This is a genomic window from Kitasatospora sp. NPDC059673, assembly GCF_042734215.1.
GTDB lineage: Bacteria > Actinomycetota > Actinomycetes > Streptomycetales > Streptomycetaceae > Kitasatospora.
Genome location: NZ_JBHWEN010000040.1, coordinates 1 through 19,329 on the forward strand (window position 1 = coordinate 1; position 19,329 = coordinate 19,329).

The 19,329-nt window shown below is 74.1% G+C and carries 16 protein-coding genes and 1 pseudogene; 13 read left to right on the plus strand and 4 right to left on the minus strand.

Going from position 1 to position 19,329, the window contains the following annotated elements; translation table 11 throughout:
• Window positions 1–324: 324 nt before the first annotated feature.
• Both ACFV18_RS31000 and ACFV18_RS31005 read left to right on the plus strand, forming a co-directional pair.
• A pseudogene (locus tag ACFV18_RS31000) lies at window positions 325–1,620 on the plus strand (hypothetical protein); the annotation flags it as partial.
• Window positions 1,621–1,647: 27 nt separating this feature from the next.
• Complete coding sequence (locus tag ACFV18_RS31005) at window positions 1,648–2,526, plus strand: hypothetical protein (protein ID WP_380488643.1); 879 nt, start codon at window positions 1,648–1,650, stop codon at window positions 2,524–2,526.
• 78 nt (window positions 2,527–2,604) lie between these two features.
• Here the strand turns inward: ACFV18_RS31005 and ACFV18_RS31010 are convergent, their stop codons facing one another.
• Window positions 2,605–3,960, minus strand: a complete 1,356-nt coding sequence (locus ACFV18_RS31010) for a DUF1015 family protein (protein WP_380488618.1) — start codon at window positions 3,958–3,960, stop codon at window positions 2,605–2,607.
• Window positions 3,961–4,068: 108 nt separating this feature from the next.
• Here ACFV18_RS31010 and ACFV18_RS31015 point away from each other — a divergent pair, with 108 nt between their 5' ends.
• From ACFV18_RS31015 to ACFV18_RS31025, 3 genes are all read left to right on the plus strand, one after another.
• Window positions 4,069–4,575, plus strand: coding sequence for a tetratricopeptide repeat protein (locus ACFV18_RS31015; RefSeq protein ID WP_380488619.1), 507 nt, complete (start codon window positions 4,069–4,071; stop codon window positions 4,573–4,575).
• An 87-nt stretch (window positions 4,576–4,662) separates the two neighbouring features.
• Window positions 4,663–5,694, plus strand: a complete 1,032-nt coding sequence (locus ACFV18_RS31020) for an HAD-IIA family hydrolase (RefSeq protein WP_380488620.1) — start codon at window positions 4,663–4,665, stop codon at window positions 5,692–5,694.
• Window positions 5,695–6,143: 449 nt separating this feature from the next.
• A complete protein-coding gene (locus ACFV18_RS31025) occupies window positions 6,144–6,290 on the plus strand; it encodes a hypothetical protein (protein WP_380488621.1) in 147 nt (48 codons plus the stop codon).
• A gap of 9 nt (window positions 6,291–6,299) precedes the next feature.
• On the opposite strand, the gene ACFV18_RS31030 is transcribed toward ACFV18_RS31025, so the two are convergent.
• Complete coding sequence (locus ACFV18_RS31030; protein WP_380488622.1) at window positions 6,300–6,647, minus strand: SCP2 sterol-binding domain-containing protein; 348 nt, start codon at window positions 6,645–6,647, stop codon at window positions 6,300–6,302.
• Window positions 6,648–6,832: 185 nt separating this feature from the next.
• On the opposite strand from ACFV18_RS31030, the gene ACFV18_RS31035 reads away from it, so the two are divergent.
• From ACFV18_RS31035 to ACFV18_RS31050, 4 genes are all read left to right on the plus strand, one after another.
• Entirely contained in the window at window positions 6,833–7,705 is an 873-nt protein-coding gene (locus ACFV18_RS31035) for a hypothetical protein (RefSeq protein ID WP_380488623.1), read from the plus strand.
• Window positions 7,698–7,853, plus strand: a complete 156-nt coding sequence (locus tag ACFV18_RS31040; protein ID WP_380488624.1) for a hypothetical protein — start codon at window positions 7,698–7,700, stop codon at window positions 7,851–7,853. Before ACFV18_RS31035 ends, ACFV18_RS31040 begins: the two co-directional genes overlap by 8 nt.
• A gap of 36 nt (window positions 7,854–7,889) precedes the next feature.
• Window positions 7,890–8,696: a TlyA family RNA methyltransferase gene (locus ACFV18_RS31045; protein WP_380488625.1), complete on the plus strand. Its 807-nt coding sequence runs from the start codon at window positions 7,890–7,892 to the stop codon at window positions 8,694–8,696.
• Between the two features lie 91 nt (window positions 8,697–8,787).
• Entirely contained in the window at window positions 8,788–9,690 is a 903-nt protein-coding gene (locus ACFV18_RS31050) for an NAD kinase (RefSeq protein ID WP_380488626.1), read from the plus strand.
• A gap of 243 nt (window positions 9,691–9,933) precedes the next feature.
• Here ACFV18_RS31050 and ACFV18_RS31055 read toward each other — a convergent pair whose 3' ends face one another.
• Window positions 9,934–11,409 carry a PLP-dependent aminotransferase family protein gene (locus ACFV18_RS31055; protein WP_380488627.1) on the minus strand — a complete coding sequence of 492 codons (1,476 nt, stop codon included), beginning with the start codon at window positions 11,407–11,409 and terminating at the stop codon, window positions 9,934–9,936.
• A 113-nt stretch (window positions 11,410–11,522) separates the two neighbouring features.
• On the opposite strand from ACFV18_RS31055, the gene ACFV18_RS31060 reads away from it, so the two are divergent.
• The 3 genes from ACFV18_RS31060 (at window position 11,523) to ACFV18_RS31070 (ending at window position 15,280) form a co-directional block, all read left to right on the plus strand.
• Complete coding sequence (locus ACFV18_RS31060; protein WP_380488628.1) at window positions 11,523–12,176, plus strand: YitT family protein; 654 nt, start codon at window positions 11,523–11,525, stop codon at window positions 12,174–12,176.
• A gap of 64 nt (window positions 12,177–12,240) precedes the next feature.
• Window positions 12,241–13,974: a DNA repair protein RecN gene (gene recN, locus ACFV18_RS31065; protein ID WP_380488644.1), complete on the plus strand. Its 1,734-nt coding sequence runs from the start codon at window positions 12,241–12,243 to the stop codon at window positions 13,972–13,974.
• Between the two features lie 145 nt (window positions 13,975–14,119).
• On the plus strand, window positions 14,120–15,280 hold the full coding sequence (locus ACFV18_RS31070) for a glycosyltransferase family 4 protein (protein WP_380488629.1): 1,161 nt from the start codon (window positions 14,120–14,122) through the stop codon (window positions 15,278–15,280).
• A gap of 6 nt (window positions 15,281–15,286) precedes the next feature.
• Here ACFV18_RS31070 and ACFV18_RS31075 read toward each other — a convergent pair whose 3' ends face one another.
• Window positions 15,287–17,245: a glycoside hydrolase family 15 protein gene (locus tag ACFV18_RS31075; RefSeq protein WP_380488645.1), complete on the minus strand. Its 1,959-nt coding sequence runs from the start codon at window positions 17,243–17,245 to the stop codon at window positions 15,287–15,289.
• Window positions 17,246–17,572: 327 nt separating this feature from the next.
• Here ACFV18_RS31075 and ACFV18_RS31080 point away from each other — a divergent pair, with 327 nt between their 5' ends.
• Window positions 17,573–19,243 carry a CTP synthase gene (locus tag ACFV18_RS31080; RefSeq protein WP_380488630.1) on the plus strand — a complete coding sequence of 557 codons (1,671 nt, stop codon included), beginning with the start codon at window positions 17,573–17,575 and terminating at the stop codon, window positions 19,241–19,243.
• Window positions 19,244–19,329 lie beyond the last annotated feature (86 nt).

Below are 19,329 nucleotides of genomic sequence, written 5' to 3' on the forward strand. Positions count from 1 at the left end.
GAAGGTTAGCCTCCCAGGGCCGTTGGTTGTGCAGGGGGGACCCTGTGGGAGAGTAGGACGCCGCCGAACAATTCTTCAAAAGGCCGAGGCCCCAGCGATGAGCTGGGGCCTCGGCCTTTTTTGTTGGGCTTTTTCAGCCGAACATACCGCCGGCGGACGGCAGTCGGGCACCCGGACGCGGTGCCCGTCCGTGTGCCGGACAATGGACAAGACGGACGTACCGGACCCAGGTGGGGTTCGGGGCTCGTCCGGATCGCGCGCTGGTGTCGATGGATCGGCAGTGGCGCCTCTAGAGCCAGCAGTGTGCAGACAGGAGTCACCAGCATGTCGAACCCGCCCCAGGACCGGCCCGAGCGCCGTAACGACGGCGGCCGGGGGTACGAGCCCAGGTCGCGCGGGGGCTGGTCGAACGACCGCGGCCCGCGTCGTGACGACCGTGGCGAAGGCGGCGGCTACCGCGGTCGGGACGACCGTGGTGACCGTGGCGGCGACCGCGGGGGTTACCGCAGCGACCGTGGCGACCGTCCGTCGTACGGTGGCGGCGACCGCGGTGGCTACCGTTCCCGTGACGACCGCCCGCAGGGCGATCGCGGGGGTTACCGCAGCGACCGTGGCGACCGTCCGTCGTACGGTGGCGGCGCCGGCGGTGGCTACCGCTCGCGTGACGACCGCCCGCAGGGCGACCGCGGCGGTTACCGGGGCCGTGACGAGCGTCCGCAGGGCGACCGCGGTGGCTTCCGTCGGGACGACCGTCCGCAGGGTGGCGGCTACCGGGGCCGGGACGACCGTGGTGGCTACCGTCCGCGCGAGGAGCGGTCGTTCGACGACCGTCCGCAGCGCAGTGGTGGCTTCGAGCGCCGTGAGGACCGTCCGCAGGGTGGTTTCCGTTCCCGTGAGGACCGTCCGCAGGGTGGCGGCTACCGGGGTCGTGACGAGCGTCCGCAGGGCGACCGTGGTGGGTTCCGTCGGGACGACCGTGGTGACCGTCCGTCGTACGGGCGGGACCGCGACGAGCGTGGCGGGTACGACCGTCCGCAGCGCACCGGTGGCTTTGAGCGCCGTGAGGACCGTCCGCAGGGCGGCTTCCGTCCCCGCGAGGACCGTCCGCAGGGTGGCGGCTACCGGGGCCGGGACGAGCGTCCGCAGGGCGACCGTGGTGGGTTCCGTCGGGACGACCGTGGCGACCGTCCGTCGTACGAGCGTCGTGACGAGCGTCCGCAGGGCGACCGTGGTGGGTTCCGTCGGGATGACCGTGGTGACCGTCCGTCGTACGGGCGGGACCGCGACGAGCGTGGCGGGTACGACCGTCCGCAGCGCACCGGTGGCTTCGAGCGCCGCGAGGACCGTCCGCAGGGCGGCTTCCGCTCCCGCGAGGACCGTCCGCAGGGTGGTTTCCGTTCCCGCGAGGACCGTCCGCAGGGCGGCTTCCGCTCCCGCGAGGACCGTCCGCAGGGCGGCGGCTACCGGGGTCGTGACGAGCGTCCGCAGGGCGACCGCGGCGGCTTCCGTCGCGACGACCGCGGCGACCGTGGCGGGTTCCGTTCCCGTGACGACCGGGGCGACCGGGGCGACCGTGGTGGCTACCGGGGTGGCCGGGACGACCGTGGTGGCTTCCGTCGGGAGCAGGACGAGCGCCGGCCGGAGCCGGTGCGCCGGCTGCCGATCCCGGACGATGTGACCGGGTTCGAGATCGACGCGGATGTCCGTCAGGACCTGAAGAGCCTGCCGAAGACCCTCGCCGACGATGTGGCGCGCAACCTGGTGATGGTCGCGCGGCTGCTCGACAGCGAGCCGGAGGAGGCCTACAACTACTCGCGCGTCGCGCTGCGGCTGGCGTCGCGCGTGGCGAGCGTCCGTGAGGCGGCCGGTTTCGCGTCGTACATGACGCAGCGGTACTCCGAGGCGCTGACCGAGTTCCGGGCGGCGCGCCGGATGACCGGCCGGGTGGACCTGTGGCCGGTGATGGCGGACTGCGAGCGTGGTCTGGGCCGTCCGGAGCGGGCGCTGGCGATGGCCGGCGAGCCCGAGGTGAAGCAGCTGGACAAGGCCGGTCAGGTCGAGATGCGCCTGGTCGCGGCGGGTGCCCGCGCGGACCTGGAGCAGTTCGACGCGGCCGTGGTGACGCTGCAGAGCCCGGAGCTGGCGTCCTCGGCGATCCACCCGTGGACGGCGCGCCTGCGCTACGCGTACGCCGACGCGCTGGTCGCGGCGGGTCGGGCGGACGAGGCCCGTGAGTGGTTCGTGAAGGCCGTGGAGGCGGACTCGGACGGCTCGACCAATGCCTCCGAGCGGCTGGCGGAGATCGACGGCGTGGAGTTCACCGACGCGCTGGACGAGGACGCCGAGAACGAGGCCGTGGAGTCCGAGGAGCCGGCGCGCAAGCCGATCGCGAAGGACGAGATCGGCGACGACCGGATGATCTTCGAGGACGAGGAGGACGTCGAGGAGTTCTACGACGACGACGACCTCGAGATCGACGAGGAGTACGACGAGGACTCCTTCGAGGAGAAGCCGAAGCAGGCCTGATCCCCGATCGGCAAGCAGACGGCCCCCGTTCCGGACAGGAGCGGGGGCCGTCTCGCGTTGTCAGCCGGGTTTGCCTTGTCAGCCGAGTTCGAGGGAACGCAGAACCAGTCCGGTGGCCGGTTTGGGGCCGAAGGAGGTGGACTTGCGGGGCATCGTGACGCCCTGTTCGGCGAGCCGGCGGACCACGCGTTCCTCGACGGGGTGGAGCAGCACGGCGGTGCCGCCGGTGCGGGCGGCCTCGCGGACGGCGGCCTCGGCGGAGTGCAGGTAGCCGATGTGCTCGGGGCTGTCGGGGACGTGCCAGGTGCGGTCGAGCAGGGTGGCGTGCAGGACGGTGGCGTCGAGGTGGCGCCACTCCTGGGGGCGGTCGGTGCGGACGGTGGCGTCGAGGGTGCGTTCGTCGGGGCCGGTGAGCAGCAGGTAGCGGTCGTCGCCGGCGGTGAGGACGAAGGCGTTGCGGGCGTCCGTGCGGGCCTCGCCGAGGGCCTTGAGGGCGTCGTCGAGGGAGCCGGGGAGTTCGGTGAGCTGCCAGACGTCGGGGTCGAGGGCGGCGATCGCGGCGTGCAGGGGCAGCCGGTGCAGGACGCGGTGGATGGCGCGGACCCGCAGCGGGTAGCGGTCGGTGTCGACCAGCAGGACCAGGCCGCGGTCCCAGGGGCTGCGGGGCAGGTGGCGGTGCTCGCGCTGGAGCCGCAGGTACATTTCCCAGCGGTGGTGGCCGTCGGCGATGAGGGCGCGGCAGGTGGCGAGGTCGCGGCTGATCGCGGTCAGGTCGGCGGGGGCGGTGACGGCCCACAGGCGGTGGTGGGTGCCGTCGGAGGTGGTGACGTGGAGCAGCGGTTCGCCGGCGGCGGCGCGTTCGACGACCTCGGCGGCCCGGCCGTGGCCGCGGTAGGTGAGCAGCAGGGGTTCGAGGTTGGCGCGGGTGGTGCGCATCAGGCCGACCCGGTCGGCGACGGGCTTGGGCATGACGTCCTCGTGGGGGAGGACGACGCCGGCTTCGCGGCCGCTGACGGCGAGGGCTCCGATCAGGCCGCGTTGCAGGTCGCCGGTGGGGGAGTGCTGCTCGTAGACGTACAGGGCGGGCCGGGGGTCGGCGGTGAGGATGCCTTGGTCGCGCCAGTCGCGCAGCAGGCGTGCCGCGTGCCGGTAGCGGGTGTCGCGGTCGGGGCGGAGGCCGGAGTCCTCCGGTTCGGGGCGCGGCAGGATGAGGCGGACGATGTTGTGCGGGTCCGAGGTCTCCAGGTCCTGGCGCCGTCCGGGGTCCACCACGTCGTAGGGGGGTGAGGTCACCGCGGCCAGGTCGCCGACCCGCTGGGGGTCGTAGCGCAGGCCGCGGAACGGGGACAGGGACAGCCCTGCGGTGGCGACGTGCCCGGGGTCTCCGGGGCCGCCCGAGGGCTCGTTGCCGATTTCGGCACGAGGGGCGCTCATCCTGGGCATGTTAGCCGGGTACTCCTTGTTGGGAGATCGCGATGCACGCGGCTGTTTCCGGTCGCGGGCGGGGCGGTGGGTGCCGAACGGGAGAGCGGGGAGTTGCGGATGAGCTACGGGAGCCACGACGGCGACGGCGCGGCGGCCTCTTCGGGAAGTGCTGCGGGGGCACCGGGCGGCGGGGTGTACGACTGGTTCCGGCGCGGGGTGCGGTTGTTGGAGGAGCGGCATCCGGCGGCGGCGGTGCAGTTGCTGGCGCGGGCGGCGGAGGCGGAGCCGGGGTCGCGGTCGATCCGGGAGGCGTTGGCGCGGGCACAGTTCGACGCCGGGCAGTACGCGGCGGCGCTGGGGAGCTTCCGGGCGGTGGCGGAGGCGGACCCGTCGGACGACTACGCGCAGTTCGGGTGGGGTGTGGCGGCGGCCCGGCTGGGGGACTTCGAGTCGTCGGCGGAGCACCTGGCGCTGGCGGTGGCGATGCAGCCCGGCAACAAGCACTACGCGGCGGCGTTGCGGCAGACCCGGGCGACGCTGGCGGCCAGGGCGGGGGCGTTCGGCCCGCTGCAGCCGGGTGCGCCGGGGTATTTGGCGCCGCCGGAGGATCCGGACAGGCCTTAGGAGCTGTCCTCGAAGCTGCGGCGCGGGTTCGAAGACAGGCCCTAAGGTGGCGGGGTCGATCGGTTCGAGGTGACAGGGAGCGGTGTGATGGCGGAGAGCGCCGGCCGGGTGCGGAGCATGCCGCGGGGCAGTGCGGTGGCGTTGACGGAGGCGTACGACACGGCGCTGCTGGACCTGGACGGCGTGGTGTACGCGGGGCCGCACGCGATCGCGTACGCGGTGGAGTCGCTGGAGCGGGCGCGGGCGGAGGGGATGCGGCTGGCGTACGTGACGAACAACGCGTCCCGCCCGCCGCGCGTGGTGGCGGCGCACCTGTCGGAGCTGGGGGTGCCGGCCGAGCCGGCCGATGTGATCAACTCGGCACAGGCGGCGGCGCGGCTGGTGTCGGAGAAGGTGCCGGCGGGCTCACGGGTGCTGGTGATCGGCGGAGCGGGGCTGGTGGAGGCGCTGGAGGAGCGCGGGCTGGTGCCGGTGCGCTCCCTGGACGAGGACCCGGCGGCGGTGGTGCAGGGCTACGACCCGTCGGTGGGCTGGGCGGACCTCGCGGAGGCCTCCTACGCGGTGGGCCGGGGCCTGCCCTGGGTGGCCTCGAACACCGACCTGTCGATCCCGACGGCACGCGGCATCGCCCCGGGCAACGGGACGCTGGTCGCGGCCGTGTCGGCGGCCACGGGCGTGACGCCGGAGGTGGCGGGCAAGCCGCTGCCGCCGATGCACCGGGAGACGGTACTGCGGACGGGCGCGAAGCATCCGCTGGTGGTCGGGGACCGCCTCGACACCGACATCGAGGGCGCGTTCAACGGCCGCGTGGACTCGCTGCTGGTCTTCACCGGCGTCACCACACCCGAACTGCTGCTGGCCGCCCCCGTGCAGCACCGCCCGACGTACCTCTCGGACGACCTGCGGGGCCTGTTGGAGCCGCAGCCCGAGGTGGCGGAGCTGGGCGACGGCCGGTTCGCCTGCGGCGGCTGGCAGGCCGGCGTGGACGGCGGCGCGCTGACCCTGGACGGCACCGGCGAACGGATCGACGCCCTGCGGGCACTGTGCGCGGCGGCCTGGACCTGGGCGGACGCGAACGGCGCGGCGCCGGACGGGACGAAGGCGCTGGCGCTGCTCTGACGGCCCGAACTGCCGTGCGGTGACGGTCGGTTGACGGATCGTCGCAGCGGGTGTCCCCGGTGCAGCTTCGGATCGTCCAGGCGGGATGACGCGCAGACGTACGGTGGGGCGGGGCGTCGGGCTGGTGGTGGCCGCGCCGGCGTTGCTGCTGGTGGGGTACACGCACCGAACGGTCGACTGGGCGCCGGGTGGGAGTTGGGTTCCGACGAGCAGCCCGCCGGTGAAGCCCGACCCGTTGGTGCGAGGCCTGACCGCGCAGGAGCCGGTGGCGGGTTCGTTCCGGGAGGTCGGGCGGACGGAGCAGGCGGTGGCCTTTCGCGGGTCGCAGCCGGGCGGGCGGCTGGGCGGCGGTGCTCACCGCCGGCGGCGAGCGGACCGCTGGACCTGCACTGCGGACCCTGGTCGGCGCGGCTGATCGACGTCGGCACCGCGGACGTGCCGGGTGGGACGTGCCGGTACTGCCTGGGGCGTCGGCGAAGGGCAGCCTGCCGGCCACCTCGCAGCTGCGAGTGGAGCGGGCGGCGGGGACGACCGCCGAGCCACTGCCGCCGGCGACGGCGACGAGCGGGCCGGTGGCGCAGCAGTTCTGCGGGTGAGCGCCCGCGTCAGAGCAGGCTGCGCAGACGCAGCAGGTCGAGGAAGCTCGCGTCGAGCTTGAGGCGGCCGGTGGCCCAGGCGGTGGGGAACGCCAGCTTGCCGTCGACCAGGGCGACCAGGTCGACGCCGGTGGTGGTGAGCCGGATGTCGGCCTTGGCGGTGGGCGGGCCCGGGGTTTCGGTGATGCCGGTGAGCTGCCCGCCGGTGAGCCGCCCGGTGAAGGTCAGGTCGAGGTCGGTGAGGTGGCAGCTGAGCGACCGGTCGAGGGCGGCGGCCTTGCGGACGTCGCCGTTCGCGCCGGCGAGGTTGCGGCTGAGCTGCTCCAGTGCGCTGCGGCACTCCTCGATGGTGGCCATGGGTGCGGCGTACTCCTGTCTCGGTGGTCGGTGCGGTGTTCCACGCTAACGCGCCCGGGGGACGTGTCGGCCGGGTGGGGTGAGGGGGCCGACCGTGGGGCGGGCGGGGAATGCGCGTACGGGTGGGGCGTAGGACGGGGTAGCGTCAGGGCGGGCAGTCGGTGCCCGCGGAGGAGGCGTTGGGGATGCTGCGGGATGCGGTGCGGGGTGTGGTGGTGGTCGCGACGGAGCTCGCCGAGGAGGCGAGCCGCCGGGTGCAGGACGCGGCCGAGGAGCTGCGTCGGCGGACCGGTGAACTCCCGCCGGGGGTCGAGCAGTTGCGGACGCTGGCCGAGCAGGCCGTGAGCGCCGGAATGGGGCTCGCGGGCGCCGCCAAGGGCGAGGTCGACCGGGTCTTCGAGAAGGTCGGCGACCAGGTGGTGAAGGTCGGCGTGGTACTGAGCTTCCTGGAGTCGAAGTTGCGCGAGGTCGACGAGCCGACCGTCGCGGCCGAGCCCGAGGAGCAGCCGGAGGAGGAGCCGGTGGTCCGGCCGGCTGCTCGGGCCAAGGGCCTGTTCGACGCCGGGTGGGACGCGGAGCCGGTGGTGGAGCCGGCTGCGGAGCCCGAGCCGCCGGTGAAGCGGGCGACTGCCCGCAAGGGCGCGGCGGCCAAGCAGGTGGCGGCCAAGCGTTCGGTGCCGCGGAAGGCCCCGGAGACGCCGAAGACGGTGGCGAAGAAGGCCGCCGCCAAGAAGGCCGCCGCTGCGAAGAAGGCCGCCCCCGCGAAGAAGACGGCGGCGGCGAAGAAGGCTGCCCCCGCGAAGAAGACGGCGGCGGCGAAGAAGGCCGCCCCTGCGGACAGCCCGTCGGCCCCGCTGCCCGCGCAGGCGAAGAAGGCCGCGCCCGTACGGAAGTCCGTGGCGGCGCAGAAGTCGGTGTTGATGCCGACGTCGGCGACCAAGGCCGCGTCGAAGCGCACCAAGGCCGCTGACGGCACGTCGGCCGCGAAGCCGGTGAGGAAGACCGCCGCCCGGAAGACCACCGCGAAGCCCGAGGGCGGGGACGCCGGCGGTGAGTGAGATGCAGTGGACGGGCGAGCCCGAGGTGGACGAGGTGCTGGCCCGGCTGGGGGAGGCGGACGGGGCGGGGGCGGGGGAGCGGGTCGAGGTGTACGAAGATGTTCATGCGCGGCTCGCCGCGACCCTCGCGGCGCTGGACCGCGAGTGACGATTGCGGAATGTGGGAGCTGACGTAGTAGTGGCAGTGGCACGACGCCGTCTGGATGCGGAGCTGGTGCGGCGGAAGCTGGCCCGGTCGCGGGAGCATGCGAGCGAACTGATCGCGGCGGGCCGGGTGACGGTGGGCGGCACGGTGGCGACCAAGCCGGCGACGCAGGTGGAGACGGCGGCGGCGGTGGTGGTCGCGAAGGACGACGCGGACCCGGAGTACGTGTCGCGGGGCGGTCACAAGCTGGCGGGCGCGTTCGCCGCTTTCGTTCCGCAGGGCCTGGTGGTGGAGGGCCGGCGGGCGCTGGACGCGGGGGCGTCCACGGGCGGGTTCACCGATGTGCTGCTGCGCGCGGGTGCGGCGCACGTGCTGGCGGTGGACGTCGGCTACGGGCAGCTCGCCTGGTCGCTGCAGAGCGACGAGCGGGTGACGGTGATGGACCGCACCAACGTGCGGGAGCTGACGCCGGAGCTGATCGGCGGGACGCTCGTCGATCTGGTGGTGGGCGACCTGTCGTTCATCTCGCTGGGCCTGGTGCTGCCGGCGCTGGCCGGCTGCGCGGCGCCGGACGCCGACCTGGTGCTGATGGTGAAGCCGCAGTTCGAGATCGGCAAGGAGCGGCTGGGTTCGGGCGGCGTGGTGCGCTCGCCCGAGCTGCGGGCCGAGACGATCCGCCAAGTGGCGTCGCAGGCCTGGCAGTTGGGCCTGGGTGTGCGGGCGGTGACGGCGTCTCCGCTGCCGGGGCCGTCGGGGAACGTGGAGTATTTCCTGTGGCTGCGCCGGGATGCGGAGCAGCTGGATCCGGCCGACGCGGACCGGGCCGTGGCGGAGGGCCCCAAGTAGGGTACTTGGCAGGCGTCCGAGCGTTGCGCAGACTGGCATGCCACGTCCGGGCCAGCAGGGTCCGGCGGGCGTAGGGAGAGGGCAGCGGGCAATGAGCGATCGTCGTACGGTCTTCCTGATCGCGCACACCGGCCGGGAGGCCGCCCTGCGCAGTGTGGAAGGGCTGGTGGACGGCCTGCTGAAGGCGGAGATCCGGATCCGGCTGCTGGAGGCGGAGGCGGTGGGCCTGGACCTGCCGGACGGGGTGGAGCTGGTGCCGGGCGGGCCGGGCGCGGCCGACGGCTGCGAGCTGATCCTGGTCGCGGGCGGGGACGGCACGCTGCTGCGGGGGGCGGAGCTGGCCCGCGAGTCGGGGCTGCCGATGCTCGGCATCAACCTGGGCCGGGTCGGCTTCCTCGCGGAGGCGGAGCGCGACGACCTGGCGACGGTGGTGGACCGGGTGGTGGACGCCGACTACGCGGTCGAGGAACGGATGACCATCGACGTCCTCGTGCGCACCAACGGCGATGTGCTGCACGAGGATTGGGCGCTGAACGAGGCCTCGGTGGAGAAGGCGGCGCGCGAGCGGATGCTGGAGGTGGTCACCGAGGTGGACGGTCGCCCGGTGTCGAACTTCGGCTGCGACGGGGTGGTGCTGTCCACGCCGACCGGTTCGACGGCGTACGCATTCTCCGGCGGCGGGCCGGTGGTGTGGCCGGAGGTGGAGGCGCTGCTGATGGTGCCGATCAGTGCGCACGCGCTGTTCGCCCGTCCGCTGGTGACCTCGCCGGACTCGGTGCTGGCGGTGGAGGTGCAGCCGAAGACGCCGCACGGCGTGCTGTGGTGCGACGGTCGGCGCTCGGTCGAACTCCCGGCCGGGGCGCGGGTGGAGGTGCGGCGAGGCAAGACGCCGGTGCGGCTGGCACGGCTGCACCGGGCGCCGTTCACGGACCGGCTGGTCGCGAAGTTCGCGCTGCCGGTGACGGGCTGGCGGGGGCGGTCGGGAAGGGCCTGACGAGACGCAGGCGGGCGCGAGAACAGGGGCGCGTGGGGGTACCTCCCGGCCCGCCAGGGCTGGGGGAGAACTGCGCGACAAGCGCACATCACGTCCGCAAGGTCGCGATCACGTGCAAGTCATTGCCCTGCGTTGCGATCTTTCCGACGGGTGCGTTCCCCTTCGCGCAGTTCCCCGCGCCCCTGTCTTCGCGCCCACCTGCTTTCGCGCAAGTTCTCCCCAACCCTGCCTGTGCACCCGCCGTCAGAGGCTGCACGGTTCCGGGTCCGCCGTCGCGAAGCGTTCGTTGCGGGCGAGTTCGGCGGCCTCGGCGATGCGGTGGAGGGCGTTGGGGACGTGGGCGGTGGGGAGGGTGAGGGGGAGGCGGAGGTACTCCTCGAACGCGCCGTCGGTGCCGAAGCGGGCGCCGGAGGCGATTCGGACGCCGAGGCGTTCGCCGGCCCGGGCGAGGGCGGTGGCGGGCAGGCCGGGGGTGGCCACCCAGAGGCAGAGGCCGCCGGGTGGGAGGGTGAAGCGCCAGCGGGGGAAGTGCCGGGGCAGGGCGTCGGCGAAGGCCTCGGCGGTGGCGCGCAGTCCGGCGTGCCGTTCGGCGCGGACGGCGGGCAGGTGGTGGGTCAGCAGGCGGGCGGTGATCAGCTGGTCGAGGACCGGGGTGCCGAGGTCGAACAGCGCCCGGTCGGTGGCGAGTTGACGGATCAGGGACGGCTGGGCGCGCAGCCAGCCGATCCGCAGGCCGGGCCAGAGCAGTTTGCCGGCCGAGCCGATGGTGATCACCCGGGCGTCGCGGTCGAGTGCGGCCAGCGGCCGGGGCAGCTGCGGGTCGTCGACTCCCCAGCCGAGTTCGGCGCAGGTCTCGTCGGCGAGGACGGTGGTGCCGGCGGCCCGGGCGTGGGCGAGCAGGGCGCGGCGCTGGTCCTCGTCGATCAGGGCGCCGGTGGGGTTCTGGAAGTCGGGGATGGTGGAGGCGAGTTTCGGGGCGGCGCCGTGGAGCACCCGCTGCCACTGGGCGAGGTCCCAACCCGCCTGCCCGGCAGGGTCGGTGGCGAACGGGACGGGCACCAGGCGGGCGCCGTGGCGGTCCAGGGCGCGCAGCGTGTTGGGGTAGCTGGGTGCTTCGACGGCGACCCGGTCGCCGCGGCTCAGCAGGGCGTGGTGGGCCAGGTGCAGGGCGCTCATCGCGCCGGTGGTGATCAGGATCTGGTCGGGGCCGGTGGGCAGACCGCGCTCGGTGAAGCGGCGGGCGACGGCCTCGCGCAGTACGGGCAGGCCGGTCGGGTAGGTGCCGTGGCCGCCGGTGTAGGCGGGCAGCCGGTCGAGGGCGTGGGCGGCGGCTTCGGTGAGCTGCGGCGGGGCGGTGGGCGCGGCCAGGCCCAGGTCGAGCTCGCCGCCGGGCCGGTCGGGGCCGAGCGGGTGCAGGGCGTCGGCGGGCGGCCGGGTGCCTTCGGGCAGGGCCGTCCAGGAGCCGGCGCCGCGCCGGGAGCGCAGGAAGCCGTCGGCGCGCAGCGCCTGGTAGGCGGCGGCGACGGTGGTGCGGCTGAGCCGGAGTTCGGCGGCGAGTTCGCGTTCGGCGGGCAGCCGGGTGCCGGCCGGGAGGCGGCCGTCGGCGACCAGCCGGGAGACCCGGTCGGCGAGTGCCCGGTAGGCGGGGTGGCGGCCGTCCGCCGGGGGGAGTTGGCGGGCGAGGGCGTGCGGGGTCAGGGTGCTGTGCCACTCGGCCATCGGAAATCAGTCCACTCGGATCGGATTGGCCCTGTCGGGTGCCTATTTGGACTGCCCATAGTGGCGTTCACTGCCGAGGAACGGCAAGCACCGTACGAGAAGAGGTCCACCCGATGGCGGTCTCCCTGCCCCCCCTCACGAAAACCGGGCGTGCGAACTCCACCGACCTGCCCCGCCGCCTGGTGCAGCTCGCCGCCGGCCTGGTGCTGTACGGGGTTTCGATGGCCCTGGTGCTGCGCTCCTCGCTCGGCGGCAACCCGTGGGACGTCTTCCACCAGGGACTGGCCCGGCACCTCGGCCTGAGCGTCGGCACCTGGGTGACGCTGGTCGGTGTGCTGGTGCTGCTGCTGTGGATACCGCTGCGGCAGAAACCGGGCATCGGCACCGTCGGCAACGTGGCCGTCCTCGGCGTCGCGATGGACGCCACCCTGGCGCTGCTGCCGCACCCGCACGCGCTCGCCGCCCGGATCCCGCTGCTGGCGGCCGGCATCGTGCTCAACGCGGTGGCGACCGGCCTGTACATCGGGGCGCGGCTCGGCCCCGGCCCGCGCGACGGCCTGATGACCGGCCTGCACCGGCGCACCGGCCGCTCCGTGCGGCTGATCCGCACCGGCATCGAGTTGACCGTGCTGGCGGCCGGCATCGCCCTCGGCGGGACCTTCGGCGTCGGCACGGTCGCCTACGCGCTGGCGATCGGCCCGCTGGTGCAGTTCTTCCTGCCGCGCCTCACGGTGCCCGAGCCCGCTGCCGCCGCCACTGTCGGGTGAACCGGGGGGCGGTCGTCGCGAACCGACGGTGGAACCTCGTAAGGTCGTCTCCGTGTTGGACGAGATGCGGATACGGGATCTGGGTGTCATCGACGACGCGGTGGTCGAACTCGCGCCCGGCTTCACCGCCGTCACCGGTGAGACCGGCGCCGGCAAGACCATGGTGGTGACCAGCCTCGGGCTGCTGCTCGGCGGCCGGGCCGACCCGGCGCTGGTGCGCAACGGCTCCGCGCGGGCCGTCGTCGAGGGCCGGCTCGCCCTCGACCCGGCCTCCCCGGTGGTGGCCCGCGCCCAGGAGGCGGGCGCCGAACTCGACGACGGCGAACTGCTGATCAGCCGCACCGTCTCCGCCGAGGGCCGCTCCCGGGCGCACGTCGGCGGCCGCTCGGTGCCCGTCGGGCTGCTCGCCGAGCTCGGCGAGGACCTGATCGCCGTGCACGGCCAGACCGACCAGCAGCGGCTGCTGCGCCCCTCCCGGCAGCGCGGCGCGCTCGACCGGTACGCGGGCGAGGCCGTCGCCGAGCCGCTGGCCCGCTACCGCGAGGTGTACCGCACCCTGCGCGAGGTGTCCGCGACGCTGGAAGAGCTGACCACCCGGGCCCGCGAACGCGCCCAGGAGGCCGACCTGCTGCGCTTCGGCCTGGAGGAGATCGCCGCCGCCGAACCCGTCGCCGGGGAGGACGCCGAGCTGGCCGTGGAGGCCGAGCGCCTGGGCCACGCCGACGCGCTGTCCTCCGCCGCGACGCTGGCGCACGCCGCGCTGGCGGGCGACCCCGCCGACCCGGAGGCGGTGGACGCCGGCACCCTGCTCGCCCAGGCCCGCCGCGCCGTGGATGCCGTCCGCCACCACGACGAGCGCCTCGCCCAGCTTGCCGACCGCCTCGGCGAGGTCGGCTACCTGCTGGCCGACGTGGCCGGCGACCTCGCCGGGTACGCCGACGACCTGGACGCCGACCCGGTGCGCCTGGCCGCCGTGGAGGACCGCCGCGCCGTCCTCGCCCACCTGGTGCGCAAGTACTCCGGCACCGAGGGCACCCTCGCCGAGGTGATCGCCTGGGCCGAGGCCGGCTCGGTGCGGCTGCTGGAACTCGACGGCGACGACGAGCGGATCGACGAACTCGGCGCCCAGGAAACCGAGTTGCGCACCCAGCTGGCCGACCTGGCGGCCGAGGTGTCCAGCGCCCGGCACGCCGCCGCCGACAAGTTCGCCGCCGCCGTCTCCGACGAGCTCGCCGAACTCGCCATGCCGCACGCCCGGGTGACCTTCGCGATCAGCCAGGTCGACGACCTGTCCGGCATCGAGGTCGAGGGCCGCACCGTCTCCTACGGCCCGCACGGCGTGGACGAGGTCGAGGTGCTGCTCGCCCCGCACCCCGGCGCGCAGCCCCGCCCGATCGCCAAGGGCGCCTCCGGCGGCGAGCTGTCCCGCGTCATGCTGGCCGTCGAGGTGGTGTTCGCCGGCGCCGACCCGGTGCCGACCTACCTGTTCGACGAGGTCGACGCGGGCGTCGGCGGCAAGGCCGCCGTGGAGATCGGCCGCCGCCTGGCCAAGCTCGCCCGCAGCGCCCAGGTGGTGGTGGTCACCCACCTGCCGCAGGTCGCCGCGTTCGCCGACCGGCACCTGGTGGTGGAGAAGACCAACGACGGCACCGTCACCCGCAGCGGGGTGAAGACCCTCAGCGACGAGGAGCGGGTGCGCGAGCTGTCCCGGATGCTCGCCGGCCTGGAGGACTCCGAGCTCGGCCGGGCGCACGCCGAGGAACTGCTGGAAGCCGCCCGCACCGCCCGGGCCCGCTGACAGCACCACCGTCCGCCCCGCACACGTCGCCCGGGTTCGCACGCCCGGGCGACGCGCCGCAGCGGTGCCGACTGTCCAAGAGGGCGACCGACCTGGCATCGTGGCGAGCGGACACCAGCTGACTACGAGCCGGAGCGAAAACGACGTGGACCATTCCGCCGCCCGGGCCACCGCGGCCCCCCAGCTGCACGTGGTGCTCGTCCTGGCCGCCGCGACGGGCGGGATCGGCGCGCACGTACGCTCCCTGACGCAGGGTCTGGTCGCCCACGGGGTGGCGGTCACGGTCTGCGCGCCGGAGGGCGCCGACCGCCGCTACGGGTTCTCCGCGGCCGGTGCCCGCCTGCACACGGTGGACATCACCCCCACCGCGGGGGCCCGCTCCGACGCCGCCGCGATCGGCGAGCTGCGCCGCGCCTTCACCGGCGCCGACGTCGTCCACGCGCACGGCCTGCGGGCCGGCCTGCTGGCCGACCTGGCGCTGCGCACCGCGGGCCGGTTCCCCGGCATCCGCCCGGAGACGCCGCTGGTGGTCACCTCGCACCACGCGCTGCTCGCCACCGGCCTGGACCGCCGCCTGCAGCGCCTGATGGAGCGCCGGGTGGTGCGGGCCGCCGACCTGGTGCTCGGCGCGTCCTCCGACCTGGTCGCCCGGGCCCGCGAACTGGGCGCCACCGACGCCCGGCTCGGCCCGGTCGCCGCCCCGCCGCTGCCGCCGGCCGGCCTCGACCGCGCCGCGGCCCGGGCCGCGCTGCCCGGCGGCGACGACGGCCGCCCCGTGGTGCTGGCGATCGGCCGTCTGGTGGCGCAGAAGTGCTTCGCGCTGCTGCTGGACGCCGTCCCGTACTTCGCGGCGCCCGGCGATCCGATGCCGCACGTGCTGCTGGCCGGTGGCGGCCCCGAGCGGCCGGCACTGGCCGAACGGGTGCGCGTCGAGAAGCTGCCCGTGGAGGTGCTCGGCCACCGCACCGACATCCCCGAGCTGCTGGCCGCCGCCGACCTGGTGGTGCTCTCCTCCCGCTGGGAGGCCCGCTCGCTGGTCGCCCAGGAGGCGATGCGGGCCGGCGTGCCGGTGGTCGCCACCGCCGTCGGCGGCGTCCCCGAACTGGTCGGCGACGCCGCGGTGCTGGTCCCGTTCGCCGACCCGCGGGCGCTCGGCGGCGCGGTGCGCGAGCTGCTCGCCGACGACAAGCGGTGCGCGGAACTCGCGGACGCCGGCCGCGCCCAGGCCCGTACCTGGCCGGACGAGGCCGCCACCGTCGCCCAGGTGCTGTCCATCTACGACGAACTGGTGCAGCGCCGGCGCTGACACCCGTCAGTGCGACAGGTTCAGCCCGCCCGCGGCGGTCAGCCGCAGCGCCGTGTCGATCAGCGGCACGTGGCTGAACGCCTGCGGGAAGTTGCCGACCTGACGGCGCGCCCGCGGGTCCCACTCCTCGGCGAGCAGCCCCAGGTCGTTGCGCAGCGCCAGCAGCCGCTCGAACAGCTCGCGGGCCTCGCCGACCCGGCCGATCATCGCCAGGTCGTCGGCCAGCCAGAACGAGCAGGCCAGGAACGCCCCCTCGTGCCCCGACAGCCCGTCGACGTTCTTGGAGGTGCTCCCCAGGTCATCGTCGTGCGTCGGGTAGCGCAGCACGAACCCGTCCTCGGTGGACAGCTCGCGCTGGATCGCCTCGATGGTGCCGATCACCCGCTTGTCGTCCGGCGGCAGAAAGCCGACCTGCGGGATCAGCAGCAGCGAGGCGTCCAGCTCCTGGCCGCCGTAGTACTGGGTGAAGGTGTTGCGGTCCGGGTCGTAGCCCTTGGCGCACACGTCCGCGTGGATCTCCGCGCGCAGCTTCTGCCAGCGCTCCGCCAGGCCCGGCGGCACGTTCTCCATCTGCTCCAGCAGTTTGAGGGTCCGGTCGACGGCGACCCAGGCCATCACCTTGGAGTGCACGAAGTGCCGGCGCGGGCCGCGGACCTCCCAGATGCCCTCGTCGGGGTTGCGCCAGTGGTCCTCCAGGTACTCGATCAGGCGCAGCTGCAGCTGGTGGGCGTGATCGTGCCGGGCCAGGCCCGACATGGTGGCCAGGTGCAGCGCCTCGACGACCTCCCCGTACACGTCGAGCTGGAGCTGCCCGGCGGCGCCGTTGCCGACCCGGACCGGGCGGGAGTCCTCGTAGCCGGGCAGCCAGTCGAGCGAGGACTCGGTGAGTTCGCGCTCCCCGGCGATGCCGTACATGATCTGCAGGTTCTCCGGGTCGCCGGCCACCGCGCGCAGCAGCCACTCGCGCCAGGCGCGGGCCTCCTCGCGGTAGCCGGTGCGCAGCAGCGAGGACAGGGTGATCGCGGCGTCCCGAAGCCAGGTGTAGCGGTAGTCCCAGTTGCGCTCGCCGCCGAGGTCCTCCGGCAGCGAGGTGGTGGGGGCGGCGACGATGCCGCCGGTGGGGGCGTAGGTGAGCGCCTTCAGGGTGATCAGCGAGCGGATCACGGCCTCCCGGTAGGGGCCCCGGTAGCGGCACTGCTCGACCCACTCGCGCCAGAACCGTTCGGTGTTCTCCAGCGCTTCCTCGGCGTCCGGCGGCGCCGGGGCCGGTTCGTGCGAGGCCTTCCAGGTCAGCCCGAAGGCGATCCGCTCACCGGCGGTGACGGTGAAGTCGGCGTACGTGGTCAGGTCGCGGCCGTAGGTCTCGGCCCGGCCGTCCAGCCACACCGAGTCGGGGCCGGCCACCGCGACGGTGCGGTGCCCGCCGCCGGGCTGCTCCACCCGGTGCACCCAGGGCACGACCCGGCCGTAGCTGAACCGCATCCGCACCGCCGAGCGCATCCGGACGGTGCCGGCCAGGCCCTCCACGATCCGGATCATCTGCGGCACGTCGGGGGTGCCGAGCAGGTGGCGCGGCGGCATGAAGTCGATCACCCGGACGGTGCCGCCCTGGGTGTCCCACTCCTGCTCCAGGATCAGCGAGTCGTCCCGGTAGCGGCGCCGGTCGCAGGGCAGCGCGGGCGCGGCGGCGGTCGGCGGGACGCGCGGCTCACCGGCGTCCAGCAGGCCCTGGCGCGGCGGGGCGGCGGCGGGCGGCGGCTCGACGGGCAGCGCCGGGCCGATCCGCCAGAAGCCGTGCTCGTCGGTGCCGAGCAGCCCCGCGAACACCGCCGGCGAGTCGAACCGCGGCAGGCACAGCCAGTCGACCGCGCCGTCCCGGCGGACCAGCGCTGCGGTCTGCATGTCCCCGATGAGCGCGTAGTCCTCGATGCGACCGGCCATGGCTCTCCGTTCCCAGCGGCCCAGCGTGCCCCGGCGGCGGCGGTGCGCACGGGTCGGGGGTCGGGCGAGGATGTCGACGTTTGAGCAGAATACGTTGATTCGGGTGTTTCGGGCGCCCGCACGCGCCCCCGCCGGCGGCCCGCGCCCCGTGTGCCGCCTGCCCTCCGGGCCTGTTCCCGGTCTCCCGGGCGACCCGTCCGGACGACGCACGAGGACCCCGTCCACCCGGACGCGGGCGACCACTCGCCGGGGCACTGATACGCTGGTATCCCGTGGAACTGGTGGGAACGAGGGCCGGGAGCCCCTCCACCGGCGTCACTCTCCGACACGACACCCCACGGGAGCCCCCTCTTGGCACAGCCCCATTCCGGCAAGTCGGCCAACGGCCGCGCCGTGACGACCAAGCACCTCTTCGTCACCGGGGGTGTCGCCTCTTCGCTCGGCAAGGGCCTCACCGCCTCGAGCCTCGGCGCGCTGCTCAAGGCCCGCGGCCTGCGGGTGACGATGCAGAAGCTCGACCCCTACCTCAACGTGGACCCGGGCACCATGAACCCGTTCCAGCACGGTGAGGTCTTCGTCACCGACGACGGCGCCGAGACCGACCTCGACATCGGTCACTACGAGCGCTTCCTCGACACCAACCTGCACGGCTCGGCGAACGTCACCACCGGCCAGGTCTACTCCACCGTGATCGCCAAGGAGCGGCGCGGCGAGTACCTCGGCGACACCGTCCAGGTCATCCCGCACATCACCAACGAGATCAAGTCCCGGATCCGCCGGATGGCGACCGAGGACGTCGACGTGGTCATCACCGAGGTCGGCGGCACCGTCGGCGACATCGAGTCGCTGCCGTTCCTGGAGGCCGTCCGCCAGGTCCGCCACGAGGTCGGCCGCGACAACGTCTTCTTCGTGCACGTCTCGCTGCTGCCCTACATCGGCCCCTCCGGCGAGCTCAAGACCAAGCCCACCCAGCACTCGGTGGCCGCGCTGCGCAACATCGGCATCCAGCCCGACGCGATCGTGCTGCGCGCCGACCGCGAGGTGCCGCAGGCCATCAAGCGCAAGATCTCGCTGATGTGCGACGTCGACGAGGAGGCCGTGGTCGCCGCGATCGACGCCAAGTCGATCTACGACATCCCCAAGGTGCTGCACGGCGAGAACCTGGACGCCTACGTGGTGCGCCGCCTCGACCTGCCGTTCCGCGATGTCGACTGGACGGTCTGGGACGACCTGCTGCGCCGCGTCCACGAGCCGCAGCACGTGGTCAAGGTCGCCCTGGTCGGCAAGTACATCGACCTGCCGGACGCCTACCTGTCGGTGACCGAGGCGCTGCGCGCCGGCGGCTTCGCCAACAACGCCCGGGTCGAGATCAAGTGGGTCACCTCCGACGACTGCGAGACCCCCGAGGGCGCGCAGGAGCAGCTCGGCGACGTCGACGCGATCTGCATCCCCGGTGGGTTCGGTGACCGCGGCGTCACCGGCAAGGTCGGCGCGATCACCTACGGCCGCGAGAACAAGATCCCGCTGCTCGGCCTGTGCCTGGGCCTGCAGTGCGTGGTCATCGAGGCCGCCCGTAACCTGGCCGGCCTGCCCGAGGCGAACTCCACCGAGTTCGACCCGGCCGCCAAGCACCCGGTCGTCTCCACCATGGCCGAGCAGCTTGCCATCGTCGATGGCAAGGGCGACCTGGGCGGCACCATGCGTCTGGGCCTGTACCCGGCGAAGCTCGCCGAGGGCTCCATCGTGCGCGAGGTGTACGGCGGCGAGCAGTACGTCGAGGAGCGCCACCGCCACCGCTACGAGGTCAACAACGCCTACCGCGCCGACCTGGAGAAGACCGGCCTGCAGTTCTCCGGCCTCTCCCCGAAGGGCGACCTGGTCGAGTACGTCGAGTACCCGCGCGAGGTCCACCCCTACCTGGTCGCCACCCAGGCCCACCCCGAGCTGAAGTCCCGCCCGACCCGGCCGCACCCGCTGTTCGCGGGTCTGGTCGCGGCGGCGATCGACCGCAAGGTCGGCTGACGCTCTCCTCTGTTTCTTCTGTGCGCGTGAGGCTGTGCGCGTGAGGCCGCCCGTCCTGGAGTTCGCTCCGGGGCGGGCGGTTTCGG

Bases quoted from the DNA above. Each gene is read 5' to 3' on its own strand.
- recN (WP_380488644.1), top strand. From the start codon at position 12,241: ATGCGGATACGGGATCTGGGTGTCATCGACGACGCGGTGGTCGAACTC.
- ACFV18_RS31020 (WP_380488620.1), top strand. From the start codon at position 4,663: ATGGCGGAGAGCGCCGGCCGGGTGCGGAGCATGCCGCGGGGCAGTGCG.
- ACFV18_RS31010 (WP_380488618.1), bottom strand. From the start codon at position 3,960: ATGAGCGCCCCTCGTGCCGAAATCGGCAACGAGCCCTCGGGCGGCCCC.
- ACFV18_RS31030 (WP_380488622.1), bottom strand. From the start codon at position 6,647: ATGGCCACCATCGAGGAGTGCCGCAGCGCACTGGAGCAGCTCAGCCGC.
- ACFV18_RS31015 (WP_380488619.1), top strand. From the start codon at position 4,069: ATGAGCTACGGGAGCCACGACGGCGACGGCGCGGCGGCCTCTTCGGGA.
- ACFV18_RS31060 (WP_380488628.1), top strand. From the start codon at position 11,523: ATGGCGGTCTCCCTGCCCCCCCTCACGAAAACCGGGCGTGCGAACTCC.
- ACFV18_RS31055 (WP_380488627.1), bottom strand. From the start codon at position 11,409: ATGGCCGAGTGGCACAGCACCCTGACCCCGCACGCCCTCGCCCGCCAA.
- ACFV18_RS31035 (WP_380488623.1), top strand. From the start codon at position 6,833: ATGCTGCGGGATGCGGTGCGGGGTGTGGTGGTGGTCGCGACGGAGCTC.
- ACFV18_RS31050 (WP_380488626.1), top strand. From the start codon at position 8,788: ATGAGCGATCGTCGTACGGTCTTCCTGATCGCGCACACCGGCCGGGAG.